This is a genomic window from Brevundimonas sp. Leaf280, from assembly GCF_001422455.1.
Taxonomy (GTDB): domain Bacteria; phylum Pseudomonadota; class Alphaproteobacteria; order Caulobacterales; family Caulobacteraceae; genus Brevundimonas.
This window is the reverse complement of sequence record NZ_LMNC01000001.1, coordinates 62,942-83,346: the sequence shown is the minus strand read 5'-3', so window position 1 is coordinate 83,346 and position 20,405 is coordinate 62,942. Positions and strand designations below refer to the sequence as shown.

Here is a 20,405-nt window from a genome sequence, read left to right as displayed (position 1 = left end):
TCGCGATTGATATAGGCCGAACCGGCTTTGCGCCAATCCCGACCGCCGATCGTTGATCTCGACTAGCGCCCGTCGTGAGGCGAGGTTGCGTCAGGATCGCGGCGAAGCTTCTCATTTCGTAGAACTTCGTCCAGCCGGCGTTCTTCTTCGGGCGTCAGGGGGACGGCCTCGGTTGGACGACGGCGTACGCGAAGGGCCAGAACGGCGACGGCCAGCAGCACCAAGGCGAACGGGCCGAACCACAGCAGCCAGGTCCCCGCTCGAACCGGCGGGGTGAACAGCACATAGTCGCCGAAGCGCCGCACCAGATCGTCGCGCACGGCCTGATCCGACGCGCCGGCCGCGATCTCCTCGCGGATCAGGCGGCGCATGTCGCCAGCGACGCCGGCCGGGCTGTCGGCTATGGCCTCGTGCTGGCAGACGACGCAGCGCACATCCTTGAACAGGGCCTGGGCGCGGGCCTCCTGGGTCGCATCGGCCAGAGGACGGTCGGGTGCGGCGGGCGGTTCGGCCGCCGTCAGCATCAGCGCCAACACCGGCGCGGCCAGCAGGACCAGCAAGCGCCTCATGCGGTCTTGCGCCGGCGCGCGCCGATCCCGACCCTGAGACGACGATCCAGCAGCGACAACACCCCGCCCAGCGCCATGATCATCGGCCCCAGGAAGATCAGTCGCGCCCAGGGGTTCCAGTACAGACGCACGACCCAGGCCGGCTGTTCGGGACTGCCCGCGCGTTCGCCGATCACGACATAGACGTCGTCCAGGCCACGGAAATCGAGGCCGACCTCGGTGGTGGTCTGGCCGCCGGCGGGGAAGAAGCGGCGCTCGGCCGTCACGGTGCTGGCGCGGCCTAGATCGTTCGTGGCGCGCACGGTCAGTCGGCCCTGCTCGGCCAGATAGTTCGGTCCCTCGACGACGCGGACGTCGTCCAGGGTCACCGTCCAGGGGCCGGCGGCAACGCTCTGGCCCAGTGAGACGGCGCGGGCGGCCTCGGCCTTGAAACCGGTCTCGACCACCGCCCCCAGGATGAAGACGCCCAGCCCCAAATGCGCCAGGGTCATGCCCCAGGCGCCCAGCGGCAGCCCCTTCAGTCGGCGCACCGTCTCGGCCATCGAGGCGCGGAACAGGCGGGCGCGCTCGGCGACTTCCGACAGCGATCCCAGGATCAGCCACAGGCCCAGGCCGATGCCGGCGGCGGCGAAGGCCTTCCTGGGCTCCCACAGGGCGAAGGCCGCCAGGGCGCCGACGATCGCCAGACCCGCCGCGACCGCCAGACGCTGCATCGCGCCGGGCAGGTCGCCCCGCTTCCAGGCCAGCAGCGGGCCGGCCGGCAGGATCAGGAAGGCGACCATCATCAGCGGGGTAAAGGTGGCGGCGAAATAGGGCGGGCCGACCGAGATGGTCGCGCCGGACGCCGCTTCCAAAATCAGCGGGTAGAGAGTGCCCAGCAATACGGTCGCGGCAGCCGCCGTCAGGAACAGATTGTTCAGCACGAGCGCGCCCTCGCGGCTGACGGGGGCGAACAGGCCGCCGCCCTTCAGCTGCGGCGCGCGCCAAGCGAACAGGGCGAAGGCGGCGCCGGCCGTGATCCCGAGGATGGCCAGCAGCATCAGCCCGCGCTGGGGATCGACGGCGAAGGCATGGACGGATGTCAGCACGCCCGACCGCACCAGAAAGGCGCCCAGCATCGAGAAGGTGAAGGCCAAAAGGGCCAGGAACACAGTCCAGCCCGCCAGCGCGCCGCGCCGCTCGGTCACAACTGCGCTGTGCAACAGGGCCGCGCCCGCAAGCCAGGGCATGAAGGAGGCGTTCTCGACCGGGTCCCAAAACCACCAACCGCCCCAGCCCAGCTCATAATAGGCCCAGAACGACCCCAGGGTGATGCCGACGGTCAGGAAGGCCCAGCTGGCCAACGCCCAGGGTCGGACCCAGCGCCCCCAGGCAGGCCAGAAGGCGGTCTGCGCCCGCCCCTCAATCAACGCTGCGACGGCCAGCGAAAAGCAGACCGAAAACCCGACGTAGCCGGCGTAGAGCAGCGGTGGATGCACGGCCAAGGCCGGATCCTGCAACAAGGGGTTCAGCGATGCGCCCTGGAACGGCGCAGGGTCAAGGCGGGTGAAGGGGCTGGAGGTGAAGACGGCGAAGGCCAGGAACAGCGACCCCAGCGCGCCCTGCACCGCCACGGCCGAGGCCTTCAGCCCGAACGGCAGGCCGCGCGCCCGCGCCAGCGCCCCGCCGAAGACGGTCAGCACCAGACACCACAGCAGAAGCGAGCCTTCGTGGCTGCCCCAGGCGCCGGCGACCTTGTAGAGCATCGGCTTGTCGGTGTGGCTGTTGGCCGCGACGTTGGAGACCGAAAAGTCGGAGACGACGAAGGCGTAGATCAGGGCTGCGAAACTGAGCGCGACCGCCGCGGCCGCTGCCAATGCCGCGCCCTGGGCGGCCCCGGCCAGGACCGGGCTACGCCGCGCGCGCCCAGCCGCCGAAAGCCCCGTCTGCAGGATCGACAGCGCCAGCGCCAGCGCCAGGGCGAAGGCCCCAAGCTCGGCGATCATAAGCGCGTCGGTGCGCTATCGGCCTGCGGCCTGCTTGAGCGCGTTTCGGAGCCGTCCGGCCGCCACTCGCCCTTTTCCTTCAGACGGTCGGCGACCTCGCGCGGCATATAGTTCTCGTCGTGCTTGGCCAGGACCTGGCTGGCGTGGAAGGTGCGGTCGGCGCCGAAGGCCCCTTGCGCCACGATCCCCTGCCCTTCGCGGAACAGGTCGGGCAGGTCGCCGTGATAGACGACGCGGGTCGTGGCGGCGTTGTCGGTGACGACGAAGGCAACCACGCCATCGCCGGTCTTTTGCACGCTGCCGGCCTCGACCAGACCACCCAGGCGGATGTTGCGGCCCTCCGGCGCCTTGTCGGCGGTGGCCTCGGACGGCGAATAGAAGAAGCTTACGCTGTCCTGCATCGCCCACAGCGACAGGCCGACCGCCAAGGCCAGGATCGGCGCCACGGCGGCGACGACCCACAGGCGGCGACGCGCCTTGGGCGATTTAGGCAGCCAACTCATGCGAGGGACCTTCCGGATTCCAGGGACGGACCGGCGGCATATACCGCCGTCGTCGCGCAGGACCAACGCGTCATTGCGCGCCGCCCTTCGGCAGTCGGCGTTCCAGATCCAGACGGCGCGGATCGGCCGGGTCGAGCGCGGCGATCAGGGGCGTCCACAGGGTGCGGGCCTCGACGGCGTCGCCGCGCCGCAACGCCGCTTCGCCCAGGAAGAAGCGCGCGCCGAGTTGGTCGGAGTCCAGTTTCAAAGCCTCGCGGAAGGCGGCCTCGGCGTCGCCGCCGATCTGGTTGTCGTTGGCGACGACCAGGCTTTCGCCCAACCGCGCCCAGGCCTGGGCGTCACGGGGGTCCAGAGCGATCAGACGGCGAAAGGCGGAGGCGGCGCCCAGCGGATCGCCGGCGGCGAAGCGGGCCGCGCCCAGCATGGCCAGCGCCTGCCGATCCTTTGGCCGTTCCTGAACGACCCGCGCGGTCACCGCCGCCAGTTGCGCCGGCTCCAGCCGATCCAGATTGGCGGCCCAATCGTCGACACGCCGCTCATAGGTCTGATCCGGCAGGCCGGGCGAGCCGGTGAAAACATAGAGGCCGAGAGCGGCCGCGACCGTCACGCCGATCCCGCCCAGCACCCAGAACCGATCTCGGGCGCCGGCCACCGGGGTCGTGGTCGCCGAAACGGCGAGAAGCCGCCGCCCCGCCTCGGCGCGCGCGCCCACGTAGGCCGCATCGTCCAGCAGGCCGCGCGCCTTCAGCCGATCCAGTTCCTCGATCTCGCGCGAGCCGGCCCGGGTTTCGGCTCCGGCCGCCGGATCGGCGCCGCGTCGCGCGCCGGTCAGCACCAGCAGGGCGGCCAGGGCCGCCGCCAGTCCCGTCATTGTCCAGAAGACGATCATCCTCGCCGTCTAACCCATCCGCGAACGTCGGGCGAGGCGTCGTTTCAGCCCAGCCGCGCCATTTCCGCCGAGGCTGCGCGTCGCCTGACCGCGCGCGCCGCCTCCAGCGCCTCGATCACCGTCAGAAACCGCGCCGCGACCCCGATCAGACGCAGCACGTGGTCCGGATTTTCGGCCTCGCCGTCCGACAGACTGTTCAGCGCCTCGTCGGACCAGGTGGAGAGGTAGTCGGTCAGATCCGCCTTCAGTCCCGAGCGATCGGCTTCGCAGCCGAAGGTGACGGCCGCGCCGCGCAGGGCCGCCACCGCCGCCAGCAGGGCAGCCGCCGCCTCGATCGGTTCGCCCTCGGCCGGCGCCTCCAGCCAGGGCGACATACGCGTCATGCGTCCGGTGATGACCTGACGCTTCATCGGCAGGGCGGCGTGGACGGCGCTGGAGGCGGACTTCATCAGACCCGAAAGCTGGCCCGACACCTGGACCCGCGCCATCCGCGCCGCCTTGCCCCAGCTGGAATCGGGCCGCACCTGCAGGCTGAGGTCCATCTCGGCCAGCACGCCCGCGCACCAGTTCACGTCGTCCACCACGCCCAGCATCGCCGTCTCGCCCAATGACGAACGGACCACGGCGGCGATCTTTTGCACCCGCGCCTGAACGGAGGTCAGCAGCCGCTCGACGAAGACGCCCATCTCGGAATGGCTGAGGGTGATTTCACGGTCGGCGAGCCGGCTGGTCCGCGTCACGACCCGCAGCATCCGCTCGGCGTCCGCCACATGGGCGAACAGGATGTCGATCATGCGCCGCCCGCCGTCCGGCGACATCGCCAGACAGTCCTGGATCAGCAGCCTCAGCCCCGCGAGTTGATTGTCGTCGGGACGTTCCAGCCAGACCGGCAGGCGCGGCAGGGCGCTGCGGGCCAGAGGCGTCAGGTCGAAACAGCCGGCCAATTCGACCGGGGTGGATGGAGGCTGGTCGTCGGCGGGGCGCTGAAACTCCGGCCAGACGTCGCGCGGCCGGTCGCGCAGCACGGCGGCCGCCTTTGCGCACAGCCGATCGGCGGCCAGGGTCCATTCGCCGTCCACGGCCACAGCCCTGTCCAGCAGCGGCACGAAGTCCTCCTCGCCCTGCACCGCCTGGCGCCACACCCGTTTTAAGACCTGAGCCGGAAAGACCAGGGCGGGCACGCCGTCGGCGCGCGGCTGGAACAGTGGCAGCAGGGGCGCAAACGCCGTGCCGCGACGGGCGCGATCGCGCGCCTCTGTGGCGACGATGTTCGCCAGTTCGGCCGCCTTGTCGCCCTTCAGCGCCGCCACGGCTGCGCCCAGCATCCCCAGCGATGCGTCGGGACAGGCCTCGACGATCGCCGTCAGAGCGGCGTGGTGGGCGGCGGACAGGGACGGCACGAAAGCTCCTGCCAAAACTCAACTCAGGCCGGCACCGTGCGACAATCGGGTTAACAACGACTTGGCGTCTATTGAGCGCCACCGCCACTTGAGTCAGGCGTCAGGCACGCCATATTGCCGCCACACCCGGCCCGCGCCGCCGCGCGCGCCGGAAAGGAAAGCCCATGCCCGTAATCGAGATCGACGGCCTGACCAAGACCTACAAGTCGGGGCATCAGGCGCTGAAGCGCATCGACCTGACGATCAACAAGGGCGAGATTTTCGCCCTGCTGGGACCGAACGGCGCGGGCAAGACCACGCTGATCTCCATCGTCTGCGGCATCGTCACGCCCACGACCGGGACCGTGGTCGCCGACGGCCATGACATCCAATCCGATTTCCGCGCCGCCCGCACCAAGATCGGTCTGGTGCCGCAGGAGCTGACCACCGACGCCTTCGAGACCGTGCTGGCCACCGTCACCTTCAGTCGGGGCCTGTTCGGCAAGGCGCCGAACCCCGCCTTCATCGAGGGCGTGCTGAAGGACCTTTCGCTGTGGGACAAGCGTGACGCCAAGATCATGACCCTGTCGGGCGGGATGAAGCGGCGGGTGATGATCGCCAAGGCCCTGAGCCACGAACCTGACATCCTTTTCCTGGACGAGCCGACCGCCGGAGTCGATGTCGAGCTGCGCCGCGACATGTGGGCCATGGTCAGAAAGCTGCGCGAGCGCGGCGTCACCATCATCCTGACGACCCACTACATCGAGGAGGCCGAGGAAATGGCCGACCGGGTGGGCGTGATCCTGAAGGGCGAACTGATCCTAGTCGAGGAAAAGTCGGCTCTGATGAAGAAGCTGGGCAAGAAGACCCTGACGCTGAACCTGATCGAGCCGTTGGCGGCCCTGCCCGCCGACCTGTCCGACTGGGACCTGACGCTAAAGAACGAGGGCGGCGAACTGGAGTACAGTTTCGACGCCAACGCCGATGACACAGGCGTGCCGTCGCTGATCCGCCGGCTTGAGGCGCTGAACATCGGCTTCAAGGACTTGAACACCCGCCAGAGCTCGCTGGAAGACATCTTCGTCAGCCTGGTCCACCAGAACGGAGCAGCGGCATGACCTTCAACGGATACGGCGTCTGGGCCATCTATCGCTTCGAGATGGCGCGGGCGCTGCGCACCCTATGGCAGAGCGTGGTCACCCCGGTGATCACCACGGCCCTGTATTTCGTCGTCTTCGGCGGCGCGATCGGCAGCCGGATGCAGCAAGTGGACGGCGTGCCGTACGGCGCCTTCATCGTGCCAGGCCTGATCATGCTCAGCCTGTTCACACAGTCGATCTTCAACGCCTCATTCGGCATCTACTTCCCCAAGTTCACGGGAACGATCTACGAAATCCTGTCGGCGCCGGTGTCGTCGCTGGAGATCGTGCTGGCCTATGTCGGCGCGGCGGCGACCAAGTCGGCGGTGCTGGGGCTAATCATTCTGGCGACGGCGGCCTTCTTCGTGCCGCTGCAGATCCTGCATCCGGTCTGGATGATGGCCTTCTTAATCCTGATTTCGGTGACCTTCAGCCTGTTCGGCTTCATTATCGGGGTCTGGGCCAATGGGTTCGAGCAGCTTCAAATGATCCCGATGCTGGTCGTGACGCCCCTGACCTTCCTGGGCGGCGCCTTCTATTCCATCGACATGCTGCCGGACGGTTGGCGCACAGTGACCCTGTTCAACCCTGTGGTCTATCTGATCTCGGGCTTCCGCTGGGCCTTCTATGGTCAGGGGGATGTGGCGATCGGCGTCAGCGTCGCCGCCACCCTGGCCTTCTTCGCCGTCTGCCTGGGCATCGTCATGTGGATGTTCAAGACCGGCTACCGGCTCAAGAACTGATCCGTCACGAAACGGGCCAGATCGCCAGCGATTGAGAAGAACATGTCCGACGACCAGAAGACCCCGCCCCAGCCCTTCGCCCGCAAGCCGGTGACCTGGGGCCGTATGCCCGCGACGACCTTCCACGTCGGGCCGGTGCCGGTCGCGCCCAATCCGCTGGACCGCATTCCCAATCCGCCGCCCCGCAAGCCCACGCCGCAACAGCAGCAGGCCTCGATCCACACCCAGAGCCTGGCCTCCGGAATCGCGCCGGCCAAGGGTCAGACGACGCCCGCCAATCCCGCGCCGCGTCCCGCGCCCCGTCCGCAGGGGGCAAGCATCCTGGGCGGTTCGCTGATCCCAACGGCGCGCCCGGCCCAAGCCCAGCCTCAACCCCAGGCTCCAACGCCGCCGCAGCCCAGGCCGCAGCCGGCGCCGGCCGCTCAACCCGATCTGACCGTGCGGCCCCTTCCCGCGCCCGAGACGACGCCCGCCCCTGCGCCGAAGCCGGTCGCGGCCGAACCCGTCGCCGCCGCGCCAGCGGTCGCGGCCAGACCCGCTGTTTCGCCTGCGGCTGCGCCGATCACGCCCAGCTTCGCCCGTGCGCCCGCCAAGAGCTCGCGCCTGCCGCTCTATGTCGGAGTCGGGGTCGTCGCCCTGCTGGTCGCCGGAGGCGGCCTGTGGCTTGCGATGCGTCCGGCCTCGACCCCGCCGGCGTCCACGCCCGCCATGGCCGCCGATGCGCCTCTGATCGCCCCGCCAGCCGATACGATTCCTGCCGACGCCGCACCCGTCGTCGCGACCGAACAGCCGGCACCCGCCGCGACGACCACACCGGCGCCGCCCGCCACGGCGGCTTCCGCGCCGGCAACGACGACGACGCCGCGCGCGACGACGGCCGCGCCCCGCACGCAGACCCAGCCCCAGGCGCCGGCCGCAACGACGCAACCGACGACGCGTGCGCCGACGACGGCCACCCCGGCGCCGTCCACGCCGGCTCCGACCGTCACGACCGAGCCGCTGGTGATCGTGCCGACGGCCCCGACGCCCGCCCCGACCGCTGCACGTCCGTCGAGCAGCGATCCCGACGGTCCGGTGGTGACGCGGCCCCAGCCGCTGGACTGATCGGCGGTTTCGCGCGGCTGGGCAGGTGACGAAGCGGCCTTCAGCCCCTACCTACAGGCCATGACCGTTCACGCCTCCCCGCCGCCCATCCTCGACGCCGCCGGCGTCGATACTGATGAAGCCCTGTCGATCCTGAAGACGGCCCTGGCCGGCGCCGACGACGGCGAACTGTTCCTGGAGCGGTCCGAGAGCGAGAGCCTAGTGTTCGACGACGGTCGGCTGAAGTCCGCCGCCTATGACGCGACCGAGGGCTTCGGCCTCAGGGTCGTGGCGGGCGAGACCGCCGGGTACGCCCACGCCAACGAAATCTCGGCCGCCGCTCTGCGTCGCGCCGCCGACAGCGCCGCCCTTGCCAAACAAGGGCATGAGGCCCGGGTCGCCGAAGGCCCCCGCGCCACCAATCAGAAACTGTATGGCGAGGTCGATCCCCTCGCCTCGCCCGCCTTCTCCGACAAGATCGCCCTGCTGGCCGAGATCGACGCCTGGGCGCGCGCCCGTGATCCGCGCGTGGTTCAGGTGTCCGCCTCCCTGATCGGTGAACGTCGCGCCATCGAAATCCTGCGCGCCGACGAACGGGCGGTGCGCGATGTTCGCCCCCTTGTTCGGCTGAACGTCTCCGTAACCGTCGAACAGAACGGCAAGCGCGAGAGCGCCTCGTCCGGCGCCGGCGGCCGGGCCGGGTTCGAAGCCTGGGTCGCGCCCGAACGCTGGCAGGCCCAGGTGGACGAGGCCCTGCGTCAGGCCCTGGTCAATCTGGACGCCGTCGATTGCCCGGCGGGCGAGATGGACGTGGTTCTGGGCGCCGGCTGGCCCGGCGTCCTGCTCCACGAGGCCATCGGCCACGGCTTCGAAGGCGACTTCCACAGGAAGGGCTCGTCCGTCTTCAACGGCATGATGGGCCAGCGGGTCGCCGCCCCCGGCGTCACTGTGGTCGATGACGGCTCGATCGCCGGGCGTCGCGGCTCCCTGTCGGTCGATGACGAGGGCACCCCCACCTCGCGCACCGTCCTGATCGAGGACGGGATCATGGTCGGGTTGATGCACGACCGGCTGTCGGCGCGTCAGCTGGGCGTGGCCGCCACCGGCAACGGCCGTCGCCAGTCCTTCGCCCATATGCCGATGCCGCGCATGACCAACACCTTCATGGAGGGCGGCAAGGACTCCAGGGCCGACATGATCGCCAATACGAAGCGCGGCCTCTACGCCGCCAACTTCTCGGGCGGCCAGGTGGACATCACCAACGGCAAGTTCGTCTTCCAGTGCAACGAGGCCTATCTGATCGAGGACGGGGTGATCACCGCACCCGTCCGCGGCGCGACCCTGATCGGCGACGGCGCGACGGCCCTGACCAAGATCCAGATGGTCGGCGACGACTTCGCCTTCGACCCCGGCGTGGGCGTCTGCGGCAAGGCCGGACAGGGCGTGCCCGTCGGCATCGGCCAGCCCAGCCTCAAGATCGGCGGCCTGACGGTCGGCGGCACCGCCGTCTAAGCGAGCGGAACCGTATCGTCACGAAGCGTGTTTCCCCGCCACACTGGAGAGGAAACACCATGCCTACTGAACGCGAAGTCCAACATCCCGATGGCCGGGTTGAACGCATCACTGAAACCAGCGCGGCGCCCACCACGGTCGTCGAGCGTCGCGGCAGCGGCATGGGCGCCATCGTCGCCCTGATCGTCGGCCTGCTGGCCGTGCTGGTGATCGGCTACTTCCTGATGAACATGAACCGCAGCGACGCGGTTAAGGACAACGCCATCGCCGGCGCAGCCGAGAGCGTTGGCAATGCCGCCGACAACATCGGCGAAGCCGCCCGCGACGCCGTTCCGGAACGCAAGTAAGCTTTAGCTCGCCGATTGAGCGGGGGCGGAGGGGCGCCATTCGGGACCGATCGGTTCCAGCCCCTCCGCCTCCAGCCGATCCAATACGCCGTTCGGCTCGGCCAATAGCCGCAAGGGCGCAATAGCGACGGTGACTCCGTCCTCGGCCAGCGCCTTGTCCACCGCCGTGTTCCATATTCGACGCAGATCGTCCGCCTGGGCCATCACCGACCAGTAGGAACAGGCCGTGGCCGCCTTTTCCAAGGGCGAGTCCAACACGGCCGGAATCCGGCGCAGACGCCAGTTTTCCGCACGTTGCGCGCCCGCCTCGACCCCGGCCTCGGCCGCCGTCGCCGCAGCGTCGATGCAGTCGAGATAACGTTCGGGCGGCGTCGTCAGAACCTTTTCGATCAGCTCGTCACCCCTGAAGATGCCGACGGGTTCAGCCGGCGTGCGATTGGCGCGCGTCGCCTGACGGACCAGGCCTGACACCGGACGCCCTCCGCTATTGTAACCGCCCAGTTCCATCAGATCGCCCGACAGGACCAGCATGCTGTCGCGGGTCGGGCCTTCGCCTGTCAGGCTTTCGACCCGGGCTTCAAGGTCAGGTGACAGATAGTCGGCGCTGGTGCGCCCATTCGGCAAACGGGTCAGCGTCCGAAACCGCCAGATCAGCCGGCCCACATCGGCCAGCGAGGCCCGCCCCTCGACGGGAAACAGAACGCGGTCCGCACGATCAACCGCCGAGATGAGAGCGTCGGTGCGCCACTCCATCTTTCTGGGCAAACCGTCGATCGATCCGACCAGGATCAGGACGCTGTCGCCGCGCCGCACCTCCCACATCGGCGCCTCGATCCGGCGGGCAGTGACGACGATATCCTCGACGGCGTCCGAAGGCGCGTCCTGCGCGATGGCAGGCGCGGTCGTCAGGGCCATCACTGCAAGTAAAAGCACTAGAGAAGATGAGCGTCTGATCATTACATCGCTGTAAACTTTATTACAGTCACTGGTGTAATGAAATCGCTGTAATGATGTCGTCGATTTAATCCACCTTGCGGCCTTGTAACTGGAGATGAACGCGCCGGATCGGCACACCTCTCGCCAACACCCGAGGGGAAGACCAATGACAAAGACCCTGCTGCTGGCCAGCACCGCCCTGCTTTTCACCGCCGGCGCCGCATTCGCTGGCGACAAGCCGCAAGTCGCCGAGGCCCCGGTGCCGACCGGCCCGACCAACCAGGCGCCCCTGGCCGACGCCAGCCAGCGCGGCGTGCTGGTCTTCACGCCGGACTTCTTCGCCGCCCAGCGCCCCAATACGGCGCTCGACATGGTCAACCGGGTCCCCGGCTTCTCCATCGACAACGGATCGGGCGCGCGCGGTTTCGAAGGGGCGGTCGGCAATGTGCTGATCAACAACAACCGTCCCGCCTCAAAGAACGACTCGGGTTCGAACGTCCTGGGCCGGACCCTGGCCAATCAGGTCGAGCGCATCGAACTGATCCGGGGCGGTGCGCCGGGCATCGACATGCAGGGCTATTCCGTCGTCGTGAACGTCATCCTGAAGACGACCGACAGCCGCCAGTCGATCCTGACCTGGAACGCCATGCTGTTCGAAGGCGGCCATGACATCTACGGCGGCTCCTATCAGTTCACGCAGAACAAGGGCGACCGCAGCTGGGGCGTGACTCTGTCGGACGGCATGGGGTCCAGCGATTCCAACGGCGTCGGTCGGTCGGTCCGTCGCAACGCCGCCGGCGATGTCATCCGCGACGAGCGGTACGAGAACGACGGCTGGGGCGGTGGTCAGGGCATCCGCGGCAACTACACCGGCCCGCTGTTCGGCGGAAAGCTGGAAGGCACGGCTCGCTATGGTCTGAACGACTATCAGAATTGGACCGAGCTTTCGTCGCCAACCTCCCTGCGCCGCAGCGACTATGCCGAAGACGGCGATTCCGGCGAGCTGGGCCTGACCTGGACCCGCACCCTGAACCCGCGCTGGACCCTGGAGACGCGTCTGATCCACGAATTCTCCAGCTTCGACAGCGTCTCGGGCAGCAATGAGACCCTGAACGGGACCACGGCGCCAGAGCAGCAGTTCAAGTCCAACGGCGACTCGTCGGAATCCATCCTGCGCGCTCTGGTGCGTCACGAACGCTCGCCCGCCCTAACGATCGAGGCCGGCGCCGAGATCGCCTACAATATGCTGGACGTGAACCAGGCCTTCACCATCGGCGGCGTCGGCGTGCCCCTGCCCAGCGCCTCGGTCAAGGTCGAGGAGACGCGCGGCGAGGCCTTCAGCAAGGCGACCTGGCGGATCAATCCGAAACTGACGCTGGAAGGCGGCGTGCGCCTTGAGGCCTCCACCATCAGCCAGTCGGGCGATGCGGACCAGGAAAAGAGCTTCTTCTTCGCCAAGCCGCGCCTGCTGGCGACCTGGACGCCGATGGCCGACAACCAGCTGCGTTTCCGCTTCGAGCGCGAACTGGGTCAGCTGGACTTCGGCGACTTCGCCGCCTCGGCCGAACTGGACGACGGGACGGTGTTCGGCGGTAACGTCGATCTGGAGCCGGAACAGCGCTGGATTTCCGAGCTGTCCTATGAGCGCCGCTTCTGGGGCGAGGGCGTGGTCTCGATCGGCTATCGCCACGACCGCATCATCGACGTGATCGACCGCCTGCCCTTGCCCGGCGGCCTGTCGGCGACCGGCAACATCGGCGACGGAACGCTGGATCAGCTGTCGCTGAACGTGGTCGTGCCGCTGGACAAGGTCGGGATTTCCGGTGCCCGCTTCACCTTCAGGAACGACTGGAACAAGACCAGCGTCAACGACCCGACCACGGGCGAGGACCGCCGCATCTCGGGCGTGCGCCCCAGCCAGGCCAATGTCGGCTTCCAGCAGGACATCACCTCGTGGAAGACCCAGTGGGGGATCAACTGGCTGCCGCGTCTGGGCCAGGCGACCTACGATCCGGACCAGACCTTCGCCTGGCGCGGCGCGGACTATCTGGAGGCCTTCGTCGAATACAAGCCCAGCCCGACCCTGTCGCTGCGCGCCCAGCTGAACCTGTGGGACGACTTCACCCAGCAGCGCACGGTCTACGCCACACGCAATCCGCGCACCGTGGCCTTCGTCGAGGACCGCTCCATCGACCCGCGCACCTTCGTCTCGTTGCGGGTCCGCAAGACCTTCTGAGGTCGCGCTTCACGCAGCAAAAAGCCCCGGCGGATCGCTCCGCCGGGGCTTTTCCTTGATCAGGCGTCGATCAGTGGCTGGGCGTCGAGGCCGCAGGACGGGCGACGTTGCCGTCTTCCTGACCGCGATCATTCAGCGCAGGGCCAGGGTGGTTGTCCCCGTCATTGGCGCCGTGCGACCAGCCCTTGATGAAGTGGCTGATGACAATGAAGGCCACGCCGATACCCATGCCCCACAGGCCCAGCAGCTTGAACACTTCAAGCGAGGTCTGCAGCGCAAGGCCCGGGTTCAGCACCTGGCCGCCGACCGTCTCCGTACCCGCCAGGCCGGCGATCCAGCCGCCGACATATTGGGCGATGGAGCTGGCCAGGAACCAGACGGCCATCATGAAGCTGACCACCTTGGCGACGGACAGTTTGGTGATTTCCGACAGGCCCACCGGCGACAGGAAGAGCTCGCCGGTCGTGTGGAACAGGTAGAGCAGCCCCAGCAGGAGCAGCGGCATCTGGAAGGCCGAGTTGGCCATGCCGGCGCCCCACACCACGATCATGAAGCCCAGTCCGACCTGGAGAAGGCCGAGGCCGAACTTCAGCGTGGGGTTGGGGTCCAGGTTGCGCTTGCCCAGGAAGGACCAGAGCGCGGCCATGATCGGTGCGAAGATCAGGATGAAGCCCGCATTGAACGACTGGGTCTGGGCCGCCGTGATGGTGGCGTCGATCCAGGGACCCGACGTGCTGAGACCGGCGGCGGCGATCTGGGCCGGGGTGCCGACGGTGACGCCCAGAAGCTGGAACGCCTGTGGGGTGATGCTGAGATCGACGTTACGGTCCGCAAACAGGTTCAGCGAGGTGCCGGCCTGTTCGAACAGGGTGAAGAAGACGACCGACCCGAAGATCAGCACCAGGGCCAGCATCATCCGCTCGCGCTGCGCCTTGTTCTCGCAAACCTTGACGATGACGTAGAGGATGAACAGCAGCGACGCGACGGTGGCGGCGCCCAAGACCCAGCCCACCAGGGCGTTGCGCTGAACCATGAACCAGACGACGCCGACGCCCAGGATGCTGAGCAGGTAGATCGACCATTCGCGGTTGATCGGACCCAGCATGGGTTTGCTCAGATTGGCTTCGGCCGGAGGCTCGCCCTTGCCTTGCAGCAGGGGTTTGCCCAGTACGAAGACCACCCAACCCAGCGCCATGCCGACGCCGGCCAAGCCAAAGCCTGCCCACCAGCCGACGGTCTGACCCAAGAGGCCACACAGCACCGCCGCCCAGAAGGCGCCGAGGTTGATGCCGTAGTAGTAGAGGGTGAAGCCGGAATCCCGCCGCGGGTCGCCCTGCGGATAGAGCTGTCCGACGATGGTCGAGATGTTGGGCTTCAGGAAGCCGACGCCCATGATAATGAAGGACACCGCCAGATAGAAGACGTTCACGCCAGCGAGATCGCGGGTCGCGTCGATCTTGTATTCGCCTGTCGGCAGAACGGCCGGCAGGGGCGAGGCGGCCGGCAGGTTCTCGATCGCCAGGCCGTTCTCGGCCGCCTCGAAGGCGTATTTCTGGCCGTTGACGACGATCGACACTTCACGCGCCGCGCCGCGGCCTTCAGCGTCGATCTGATAGGTCTGACCGGCATAGGTCAGGGTTTCGGTCGCGGGACGGCCCTCGAAAGCCATCATGCCGTGACCGGCGACCAGCAGCAGGGCGCCGAAGGCGACGGCCTTGCGCGTGCCGATGAAGCGGTCGGCCATGATGCCGCCCAGCAGGGGCAGCAGATAGACAAGCGAGGTGTAGGAGCCGTAGGTCGACCCCGCCATGGCGTCGTCGAACAGGAAGTGTTGCGTCAGGAAGAAGATCAGGATGCCGCGCATGCCGTAGTAGGAGAAACGCTCCCACATCTCGGCGAAGAACAGGATGATCAGTCCGCGCGGATGGTGTTTGAGGATCTGCATCAGCACCGGCACGCCTGTGGCGAAGGTGATGATCAGTCCAAGGGCGACGACGATGTTCATGCGCGCGTCCCCCTAATCGTCTTCACGCGTCGTGTAAGTCGCGCCTTCCCCAAATCCGTCCTCAACGGCTCACTCCCAACTGCCGCGCCGCTTATCGGGCGCGCGAAAGGCGCATACCCAGCACAGCGGACGAATCCGAACAAGTGTTAAGGCTGTCACGGGGACGTCTGAGCGAGCGGCGAAGATTGAAGAATACAACCTTGAGTGACACCATATGGCGCGCTTCCTGCTACCCTGCTCCGGCAGAAACGCTTGCGGTTTCATAATGGGAAGGCGCGCCAGATGTCTGTCAGACCGATCGCCGCTCCAGACCATGAGGCGCTGAACAGGCTGCATCGTCAGGTCGGCTGGCCCGAGCGGTCGCCGGCCGGATGGCGCTGGCTCGAGGCCAATCCGGCGCGTTTGGCGCTGTGCGCGCCCGCCGGTTGGGTCGTGGCCGACGAGGGTGACAACGCCGTCGCCATGCTAGGCAACTTCATCCAGCGGTTTCGTCACGGCGCTAAGGACCACTTCGGCGCCACCGGGTTTTCGATCATCGTGCCGCCCAGCCAGAAGGGCGCCAGCCGGCCTCTGATCCGCACATTCTTGAACCAGCAAGGGCTGTTCGCCCGCTACACCTTCAACGCCAATGCGCGCTCGGCGCCGCTGTATGGCCTGTTCGACATGAAGCCCTGGCCGGCCGAAAGTCATGGATTGAAGCTGTCGTGGATCACCAATCGTCTGGCCTGCGCGCAGGGCCGCAGTCTGCGCCTGTTGTTGGGCCGCACATCCGCCGAGACCGCCGCGCGGCTGGGCGAGCGGCTGATGAACGGACGCGTGTTTCGCCAGACGCCGCTGAGCCTGCCGGCGGGGGTGACGATGTTGCGCGATCTGTCGGACGCCTCGCCCTATGCCGATTTCTGGCGTCGGTTGTCGCAAGAAGGTCATCTGCTCGCGGACCGCAGCCCGGAAATCCTGCGCTGGCGGTTGGCGGACCCTGACCTGACCCTGCCGCCGGTCATGCTGGCCTGCGTCAAGGACAGCCGCATCGTCGGGATGGCCATGGCGCAGATGACCAAGACCAGCCTGATCGAGCCGCCCTATCTGGATATTCTCGATCTGATCGCGCTGGAGACGGCGCCCGAGGCGATCCCGCTTCTGACCCAGGCTCTGATCGACAACGCCCGCGCACTGGGGGCCGCCAAGGTGCGGCTGCAGATGGTGACACCGCGTCTGTTGGCGCAGTTGGGCGATCTGGCGAAGACGGCGCGGAGCGAAGGCGGCTGGGGACACTGCCACGCCATCATCGACGATCCTGCGCTGGCGGTCGCCTGGGCGCCGACACCGTTCGACGGCGACTACGGCATCTGCTCGCGCACGCCGCCGATGCCCAAAACCTTGGCTGCCGCCGCAGTCACGCGCCCCACCTTGGGCGGGCGCGTGTCCAAGGCCTGATCAGGCGTTGGGGCGGGCTTTCAGCTCGTCGCGGATCTCGGCCAGCAGCGCTTCGGTCGCCGTCGGCGCGGCGGGCGCCGGATCGGGCTTGGCAGCTTCCTGACGACGCAGGGCGTTGATGCCCTTGACCACAAGGAAGACGACCCAGGCGACGATCAGAAACTGGATCACGGTGTTCAGGAAGGCGCCGTATTGGATCGCCACCTTCTCGACGGCCTCGGTCGCCGGGTTTTCGGCGCGCAGCACCCATTCCAGCTTGGAGAAGTCGATGCCGCCGGTCAGCAGACCAATGGGCGGCATCACCACCTGATCCACCAGGCTCTTGACGATGCCGTTGAAGGCCGCGCCGATGATGACGCCGACCGCCAGGTCCACGACATTGCCCTTGACCGCGAACTCACGAAACTCCGACAGCAGGCTCATGGGATGTCCCTAGATAGTTGGATCAGGCGTCGCCCGAGGCGTTCAGCCGCTCGCGCAGCTCCTTGCCGCTCTTGAAGAAGGGGACGGCCTTGGCCGGCACCTCGACGGTTTCGCCGGTGCGCGGATTGCGACCCGCACGCGCCGGGCGCGACCGCACCGACAGGGCGCCGAAACCGCGCAACTCGACCCGGCCGCCTTCGGACAGGGCCGAGGTCATGGTGTTGAGGATCACATTGACCAGCCGCTCGACCTCGGCGTGGGTCAGGTGGGTGTTTTCGGCTGCAAGCTTCTCGATCAGTTCGGACTTGATCATCTGCGCCCCGCGAGCTCGGAATGACGGGCCGTTTCGCCCGTCGTCATCCAGAACGGACACCCTAACCTCCGACCGGCTCGCGAAAAAGCCCTTATCCGACAACGATGCGCATCATTCGCAGGAATTGTGTTCGGTCCCGCACACATCAGTGTGCCAGACAGAGAAAAGGGCGGCGGGATCGCGCCCGCCGCCCTTCATTCTTTTGTCGCTACCGCGAAGCGCGCGGCGCTTCGCTGCTTGAGCGAGACGCCGCGCGCTTCTGCAGACCGCTTAGTCCTTGGTGCCGGCGTTCTTCAGCGCGGCGCCCAGGATGTCGCCCAGCGAAGCGCCCGAATCGGACGATCCGAACTGTTCGATAGCCTCGGCCTCGTCCTTCATTTCCAGCGCCTTGATCGACACCGAGACGCGGCGCGAGGCCTTGTCCACGGCGGTGATCATGGCGTCGACGCGGTCGCCCACGGCGAAGCGTTCCGGACGTTGCTCGTTGCGGTCGCGCGACAGGTCCGACTTGCGAACGAAGGCCGTGACCGGCGCGTCGTCTTCACCGAACTTGACCTCGATGCCGCCCGACTCGATCGCCGTCACGGTGACGGTGATCTGCTGGCCGCGACGATAGGTGTCGCCCTCGCCGATCGGATCGCCGCCCAGCTGCTTGATGCCCAGCGAGACGCGTTCCTTCTCGACGTCGACGTCCAGGACCTTGGCCTTGACCATCTCGCCCTTGCGGTAGCGTTGGATGGCCTCTTCACCCGACACCGACCAGTCGAGGTCGGACAGGTGCACCATGCCGTCGATGTCGTTGTCCAGACCGATGAACAGGCCGAACTCGGTGGCGTTCTTGACTTCGCCCTCGACGGTCGAACCGATCGGGTTGTTGGCGACGAAGGCGTCCCACGGATTGTCCTGAGCCTGCTTCAGGCCCAGCGAGATGCGGCGCTTGGAGGCGTCGACATCCAGAACCACGACGTCGACTTCCTGCGAGGTCGAGACGATCTTGCCGGGGTGGACGTTCTTCTTGGTCCAGGACATTTCCGAGACGTGCACCAGGCCCTCGACACCGGCTTCCAGCTCCACGAAGGCGCCGTAGTCGGTGATGTTGGTGATGCGACCCGTGTACTTGGCGCCGACCGGATACTTGGCTTCCACGCCGTCCCAGGGGTCCGACTGCAGTTGCTTCATGCCCAGCGAGATACGCTGGGTATCCGGGTTGATCTTGACGATCTGGACCTTGACGGTGTCGCCGACGGCCAGAACCTGGCTCGGGTGCGAAACGCGCTTCCACGACATGTCGGTGACGTGCAGCAGGCCGTCGATGCCGCCCAGGTCGACGAACGCGCCGTAGTCGGTGATGTTCTTGACGACGCCTTCGCGGACTTCACCCTCGGCCAGCTGACCGACCAGTTCCGTGCGCTGTTCGGCGCGGGCTTCTTCCAGGATGGCGCGACGCGACACGACGATGTTGCCGCGCGGACGGTCCATCTTCAGGATGGCGAAGGGCTGTTCCTTGCCCATCAGCGGGCCGACGTCGCGGACCGGACGGATGTCGACTTGCGAACCGGGCAGGAAGGCCGAGGCGCCGCCCAGGTCGACGGTGAAGCCGCCCTTGACACGACCGACGATGGCGCCGTTGACCGGCTGGCCTTCGGCGAACACGACTTCCAGACGGGTCCAGGCTTCTTCGCGACGGGCCTTGTCGCGGCTGATGACGGCTTCGCCCAGGGCGTTCTCGACGCGCTCCAGGTAAACCTCGACGTTGTCGCCGACCTTGGGCAGGGCGCCGTCGTCGCCTTGGCCGAATTCGCGCATGGCGATGCGGCCTTCGGTCTTCAGACCAACGTCGATGATGACGATGTCTTTTTCGATGCCGACGACGCGGCCGTGCACGACCTGGCCTTCGCCGAAGTCGCGACCCGACAGTTGTTCGTCGAGCAGCGCCGAGAAGTCGTCGCGCGTGGGGTTGAGAGTATCAGACATGAAGCTCTGGTATTTCCAGTGGGGCTGTGGCGCGTGACCGAAGGACGATCCGCGCGAGGTGGACCCCTGACGCAGCGAAAGGCGGCGCGCGGGGCGATGGGAAAAGATGGAATCAGGTCGTCGGGATGCGAGACCGTTCAGAACGATCAAAACGCCCGCGGAGGCCGAGGGTGGGAGCGTTGGATTTGCGATGGCAGGTCAGAGACCGTGTTTCGCGCGCGCCGCCTCGACGATACGGCGGGCCGCATCGAAGGCGGCCTCTATACCCATATCGGTCGTGTCCAGCAAGACCGCGTCGGCGGCCTGCACCATCGGCGCCGCGCCCCGCCCGGCGTCGCGCTCGTCGCGGCGTTGGATGTCGGCCAGCATGGCGTCAAAAACGATATCCGATCCGCGCGCCGTAAGCTGCTTCCAGCGGCGCGTGGCCCGCACCTCGGGCGTCGCTGTGACGAACAGTTTGGCCTGAGCGTTTGGCGCGATGACCGTACCGATGTCGCGTCCGTCGAGAACGGCGCCGCCCGCCTGGGCCGCGAAAGCCTGCTGCAGTTCCAGCAGAGCCGCGCGAACGCCGGCGAAGCTGGCGACACGGCTGGCGGCCTCGCCCGCCTCGCCTGTCGTCAGGCGCGGATCGTCCGACAGACCCGCCGCATCCAGCCCCCGCGCCGCCTGCGTCGCCGCGGCCTCGTCATCCAGCGACCCGCCGTCCGCCAGCACCTTTGCGCCCACGGCCCGGTACAGCAGCCCCGTATCCAGATGCGGCAGGCCATAGGTCTGGGCCAGACGCGCGGCGATGGTCCCCTTGCCAGAGGCGGCCGGTCCGTCGACGGCGATGATCAGGGTCAAGCAGGTCTCCGCAGCGCGTGGCGCATTTCAATCTCGATCCCAAACGCACGGGAGGCCGAACCTGATAGCGAGGATCGCCCGACCAATCCAGC

At 67.5% G+C, this 20,405-nt stretch carries 18 protein-coding genes; 7 read left to right on the top strand and 11 right to left on the bottom strand.

What is annotated here, in order from left to right:
* Positions 1–62: 62 nt before the first annotated feature.
* From ASF31_RS00415 to ASF31_RS00395, 5 genes are all read right to left on the bottom strand, one after another.
* Entirely contained in the window at positions 63–569 is a 507-nt protein-coding gene (locus ASF31_RS00415) for a cytochrome c-type biogenesis protein (protein ID WP_055752810.1), read from the bottom strand.
* On the bottom strand, positions 566–2,554 hold the full coding sequence (locus ASF31_RS00410) for a heme lyase CcmF/NrfE family subunit (protein WP_055752809.1): 1,989 nt from the start codon (positions 2,552–2,554) through the stop codon (positions 566–568). Before ASF31_RS00410 ends, ASF31_RS00415 begins: the two co-directional genes overlap by 4 nt.
* Positions 2,551–3,057, bottom strand: a complete 507-nt coding sequence (ccmE, locus tag ASF31_RS00405; protein ID WP_055752808.1) for a cytochrome c maturation protein CcmE — start codon at positions 3,055–3,057, stop codon at positions 2,551–2,553. The genes ASF31_RS00410 and ccmE overlap by 4 nt, the downstream gene beginning before the upstream one ends.
* 70 nt (positions 3,058–3,127) lie before the next feature.
* The gene (ccmI, locus tag ASF31_RS00400) at positions 3,128–3,946 is read right to left on the bottom strand and encodes a c-type cytochrome biogenesis protein CcmI (protein WP_055752807.1); all 819 of its coding nucleotides are present in this window, start codon (positions 3,944–3,946) and stop codon (positions 3,128–3,130) included.
* A gap of 44 nt (positions 3,947–3,990) precedes the next feature.
* The gene (locus tag ASF31_RS00395) at positions 3,991–5,346 is read right to left on the bottom strand and encodes a hypothetical protein (protein WP_055752806.1); all 1,356 of its coding nucleotides are present in this window, start codon (positions 5,344–5,346) and stop codon (positions 3,991–3,993) included.
* Between the two features lie 164 nt (positions 5,347–5,510).
* Here ASF31_RS00395 and ASF31_RS00390 point away from each other — a divergent pair, with 164 nt between their 5' ends.
* From ASF31_RS00390 to ASF31_RS00370, 5 genes are read left to right on the top strand one after another with little or no spacing between them, the layout of a single operon-like run.
* Entirely contained in the window at positions 5,511–6,443 is a 933-nt protein-coding gene (locus ASF31_RS00390; RefSeq protein ID WP_055752805.1) for an ABC transporter ATP-binding protein, read from the top strand.
* Positions 6,440–7,207, top strand: a complete 768-nt coding sequence (locus ASF31_RS00385) for an ABC transporter permease (RefSeq protein ID WP_055752804.1) — start codon at positions 6,440–6,442, stop codon at positions 7,205–7,207. Before ASF31_RS00390 ends, ASF31_RS00385 begins: the two co-directional genes overlap by 4 nt.
* A gap of 42 nt (positions 7,208–7,249) precedes the next feature.
* Positions 7,250–8,311 (top strand): hypothetical protein, encoded by a 1,062-nt coding sequence (locus ASF31_RS00380; RefSeq protein ID WP_055752803.1) that lies wholly within the window; start codon positions 7,250–7,252, stop codon positions 8,309–8,311.
* A gap of 60 nt (positions 8,312–8,371) precedes the next feature.
* The gene (gene tldD / locus ASF31_RS00375) at positions 8,372–9,802 is read left to right on the top strand and encodes a metalloprotease TldD (protein WP_055752802.1); all 1,431 of its coding nucleotides are present in this window, start codon (positions 8,372–8,374) and stop codon (positions 9,800–9,802) included.
* A 59-nt stretch (positions 9,803–9,861) separates the two neighbouring features.
* A complete protein-coding gene (locus ASF31_RS00370; protein ID WP_045809440.1) occupies positions 9,862–10,149 on the top strand; it encodes a hypothetical protein in 288 nt (95 codons plus the stop codon).
* Positions 10,150–10,152: 3 nt separating this feature from the next.
* On the opposite strand, the gene ASF31_RS00365 is transcribed toward ASF31_RS00370, so the two are convergent.
* Positions 10,153–11,064, bottom strand: coding sequence for a TraB/GumN family protein (locus tag ASF31_RS00365; RefSeq protein WP_055752801.1), 912 nt, complete (start codon positions 11,062–11,064; stop codon positions 10,153–10,155).
* Between the two features lie 187 nt (positions 11,065–11,251).
* Between ASF31_RS00365 and ASF31_RS00360 the strand changes: the two genes are divergently transcribed.
* Positions 11,252–13,321, top strand: a complete 2,070-nt coding sequence (locus tag ASF31_RS00360) for a TonB-dependent siderophore receptor (protein WP_055752800.1) — start codon at positions 11,252–11,254, stop codon at positions 13,319–13,321.
* Between the two features lie 70 nt (positions 13,322–13,391).
* Here the strand turns inward: ASF31_RS00360 and ASF31_RS00355 are convergent, their stop codons facing one another.
* Positions 13,392–15,326 carry a peptide MFS transporter gene (locus ASF31_RS00355; protein ID WP_055752799.1) on the bottom strand — a complete coding sequence of 645 codons (1,935 nt, stop codon included), beginning with the start codon at positions 15,324–15,326 and terminating at the stop codon, positions 13,392–13,394.
* A 282-nt stretch (positions 15,327–15,608) separates the two neighbouring features.
* Between ASF31_RS00355 and ASF31_RS00350 the strand changes: the two genes are divergently transcribed.
* The gene (locus ASF31_RS00350) at positions 15,609–16,760 is read left to right on the top strand and encodes a hypothetical protein (protein WP_055752798.1); all 1,152 of its coding nucleotides are present in this window, start codon (positions 15,609–15,611) and stop codon (positions 16,758–16,760) included.
* On the opposite strand, the gene mscL is transcribed toward ASF31_RS00350, so the two are convergent.
* The 4 genes from mscL to cmk all read right to left on the bottom strand — a co-directional run bounded on the left by mscL (position 16,761) and on the right by cmk (position 20,313).
* A complete protein-coding gene (gene mscL, locus ASF31_RS00345) occupies positions 16,761–17,183 on the bottom strand; it encodes a large-conductance mechanosensitive channel protein MscL (RefSeq protein WP_055752797.1) in 423 nt (140 codons plus the stop codon).
* 22 nt (positions 17,184–17,205) lie between these two features.
* Positions 17,206–17,496 carry an integration host factor subunit beta gene (locus tag ASF31_RS00340; RefSeq protein ID WP_039244165.1) on the bottom strand — a complete coding sequence of 97 codons (291 nt, stop codon included), beginning with the start codon at positions 17,494–17,496 and terminating at the stop codon, positions 17,206–17,208.
* A 270-nt stretch (positions 17,497–17,766) separates the two neighbouring features.
* Positions 17,767–19,470: a 30S ribosomal protein S1 gene (gene rpsA / locus ASF31_RS00335; RefSeq protein ID WP_055752796.1), complete on the bottom strand. Its 1,704-nt coding sequence runs from the start codon at positions 19,468–19,470 to the stop codon at positions 17,767–17,769.
* 198 nt (positions 19,471–19,668) lie between these two features.
* Positions 19,669–20,313, bottom strand: coding sequence for a (d)CMP kinase (gene cmk, locus ASF31_RS00330; protein WP_055752795.1), 645 nt, complete (start codon positions 20,311–20,313; stop codon positions 19,669–19,671).
* Positions 20,314–20,405 lie beyond the last annotated feature (92 nt).

Coding starts and splice junctions, on each gene's coding strand:
- ASF31_RS00415 (WP_055752810.1), bottom strand. CDS start 569: ATGAGGCGCTTGCTGGTCCTGCTGGCCGCGCCGGTGTTGGCGCTGATG.
- ASF31_RS00410 (WP_055752809.1), bottom strand. CDS start 2,554: ATGATCGCCGAGCTTGGGGCCTTCGCCCTGGCGCTGGCGCTGGCGCTG.
- ccmE (WP_055752808.1), bottom strand. CDS start 3,057: ATGAGTTGGCTGCCTAAATCGCCCAAGGCGCGTCGCCGCCTGTGGGTC.
- ccmI (WP_055752807.1), bottom strand. CDS start 3,946: ATGATCGTCTTCTGGACAATGACGGGACTGGCGGCGGCCCTGGCCGCC.
- ASF31_RS00390 (WP_055752805.1), top strand. CDS start 5,511: ATGCCCGTAATCGAGATCGACGGCCTGACCAAGACCTACAAGTCGGGG.
- ASF31_RS00385 (WP_055752804.1), top strand. CDS start 6,440: ATGACCTTCAACGGATACGGCGTCTGGGCCATCTATCGCTTCGAGATG.
- ASF31_RS00380 (WP_055752803.1), top strand. CDS start 7,250: ATGTCCGACGACCAGAAGACCCCGCCCCAGCCCTTCGCCCGCAAGCCG.
- tldD (WP_055752802.1), top strand. CDS start 8,372: ATGACCGTTCACGCCTCCCCGCCGCCCATCCTCGACGCCGCCGGCGTC.
- ASF31_RS00370 (WP_045809440.1), top strand. CDS start 9,862: ATGCCTACTGAACGCGAAGTCCAACATCCCGATGGCCGGGTTGAACGC.
- ASF31_RS00365 (WP_055752801.1), bottom strand. CDS start 11,064: ATGGCCCTGACGACCGCGCCTGCCATCGCGCAGGACGCGCCTTCGGAC.
- ASF31_RS00360 (WP_055752800.1), top strand. CDS start 11,252: ATGACAAAGACCCTGCTGCTGGCCAGCACCGCCCTGCTTTTCACCGCC.
- ASF31_RS00355 (WP_055752799.1), bottom strand. CDS start 15,326: ATGAACATCGTCGTCGCCCTTGGACTGATCATCACCTTCGCCACAGGC.
- ASF31_RS00350 (WP_055752798.1), top strand. CDS start 15,609: ATGTCTGTCAGACCGATCGCCGCTCCAGACCATGAGGCGCTGAACAGG.
- mscL (WP_055752797.1), bottom strand. CDS start 17,183: ATGAGCCTGCTGTCGGAGTTTCGTGAGTTCGCGGTCAAGGGCAATGTC.
- ASF31_RS00340 (WP_039244165.1), bottom strand. CDS start 17,496: ATGATCAAGTCCGAACTGATCGAGAAGCTTGCAGCCGAAAACACCCAC.
- rpsA (WP_055752796.1), bottom strand. CDS start 19,470: ATGTCTGATACTCTCAACCCCACGCGCGACGACTTCTCGGCGCTGCTC.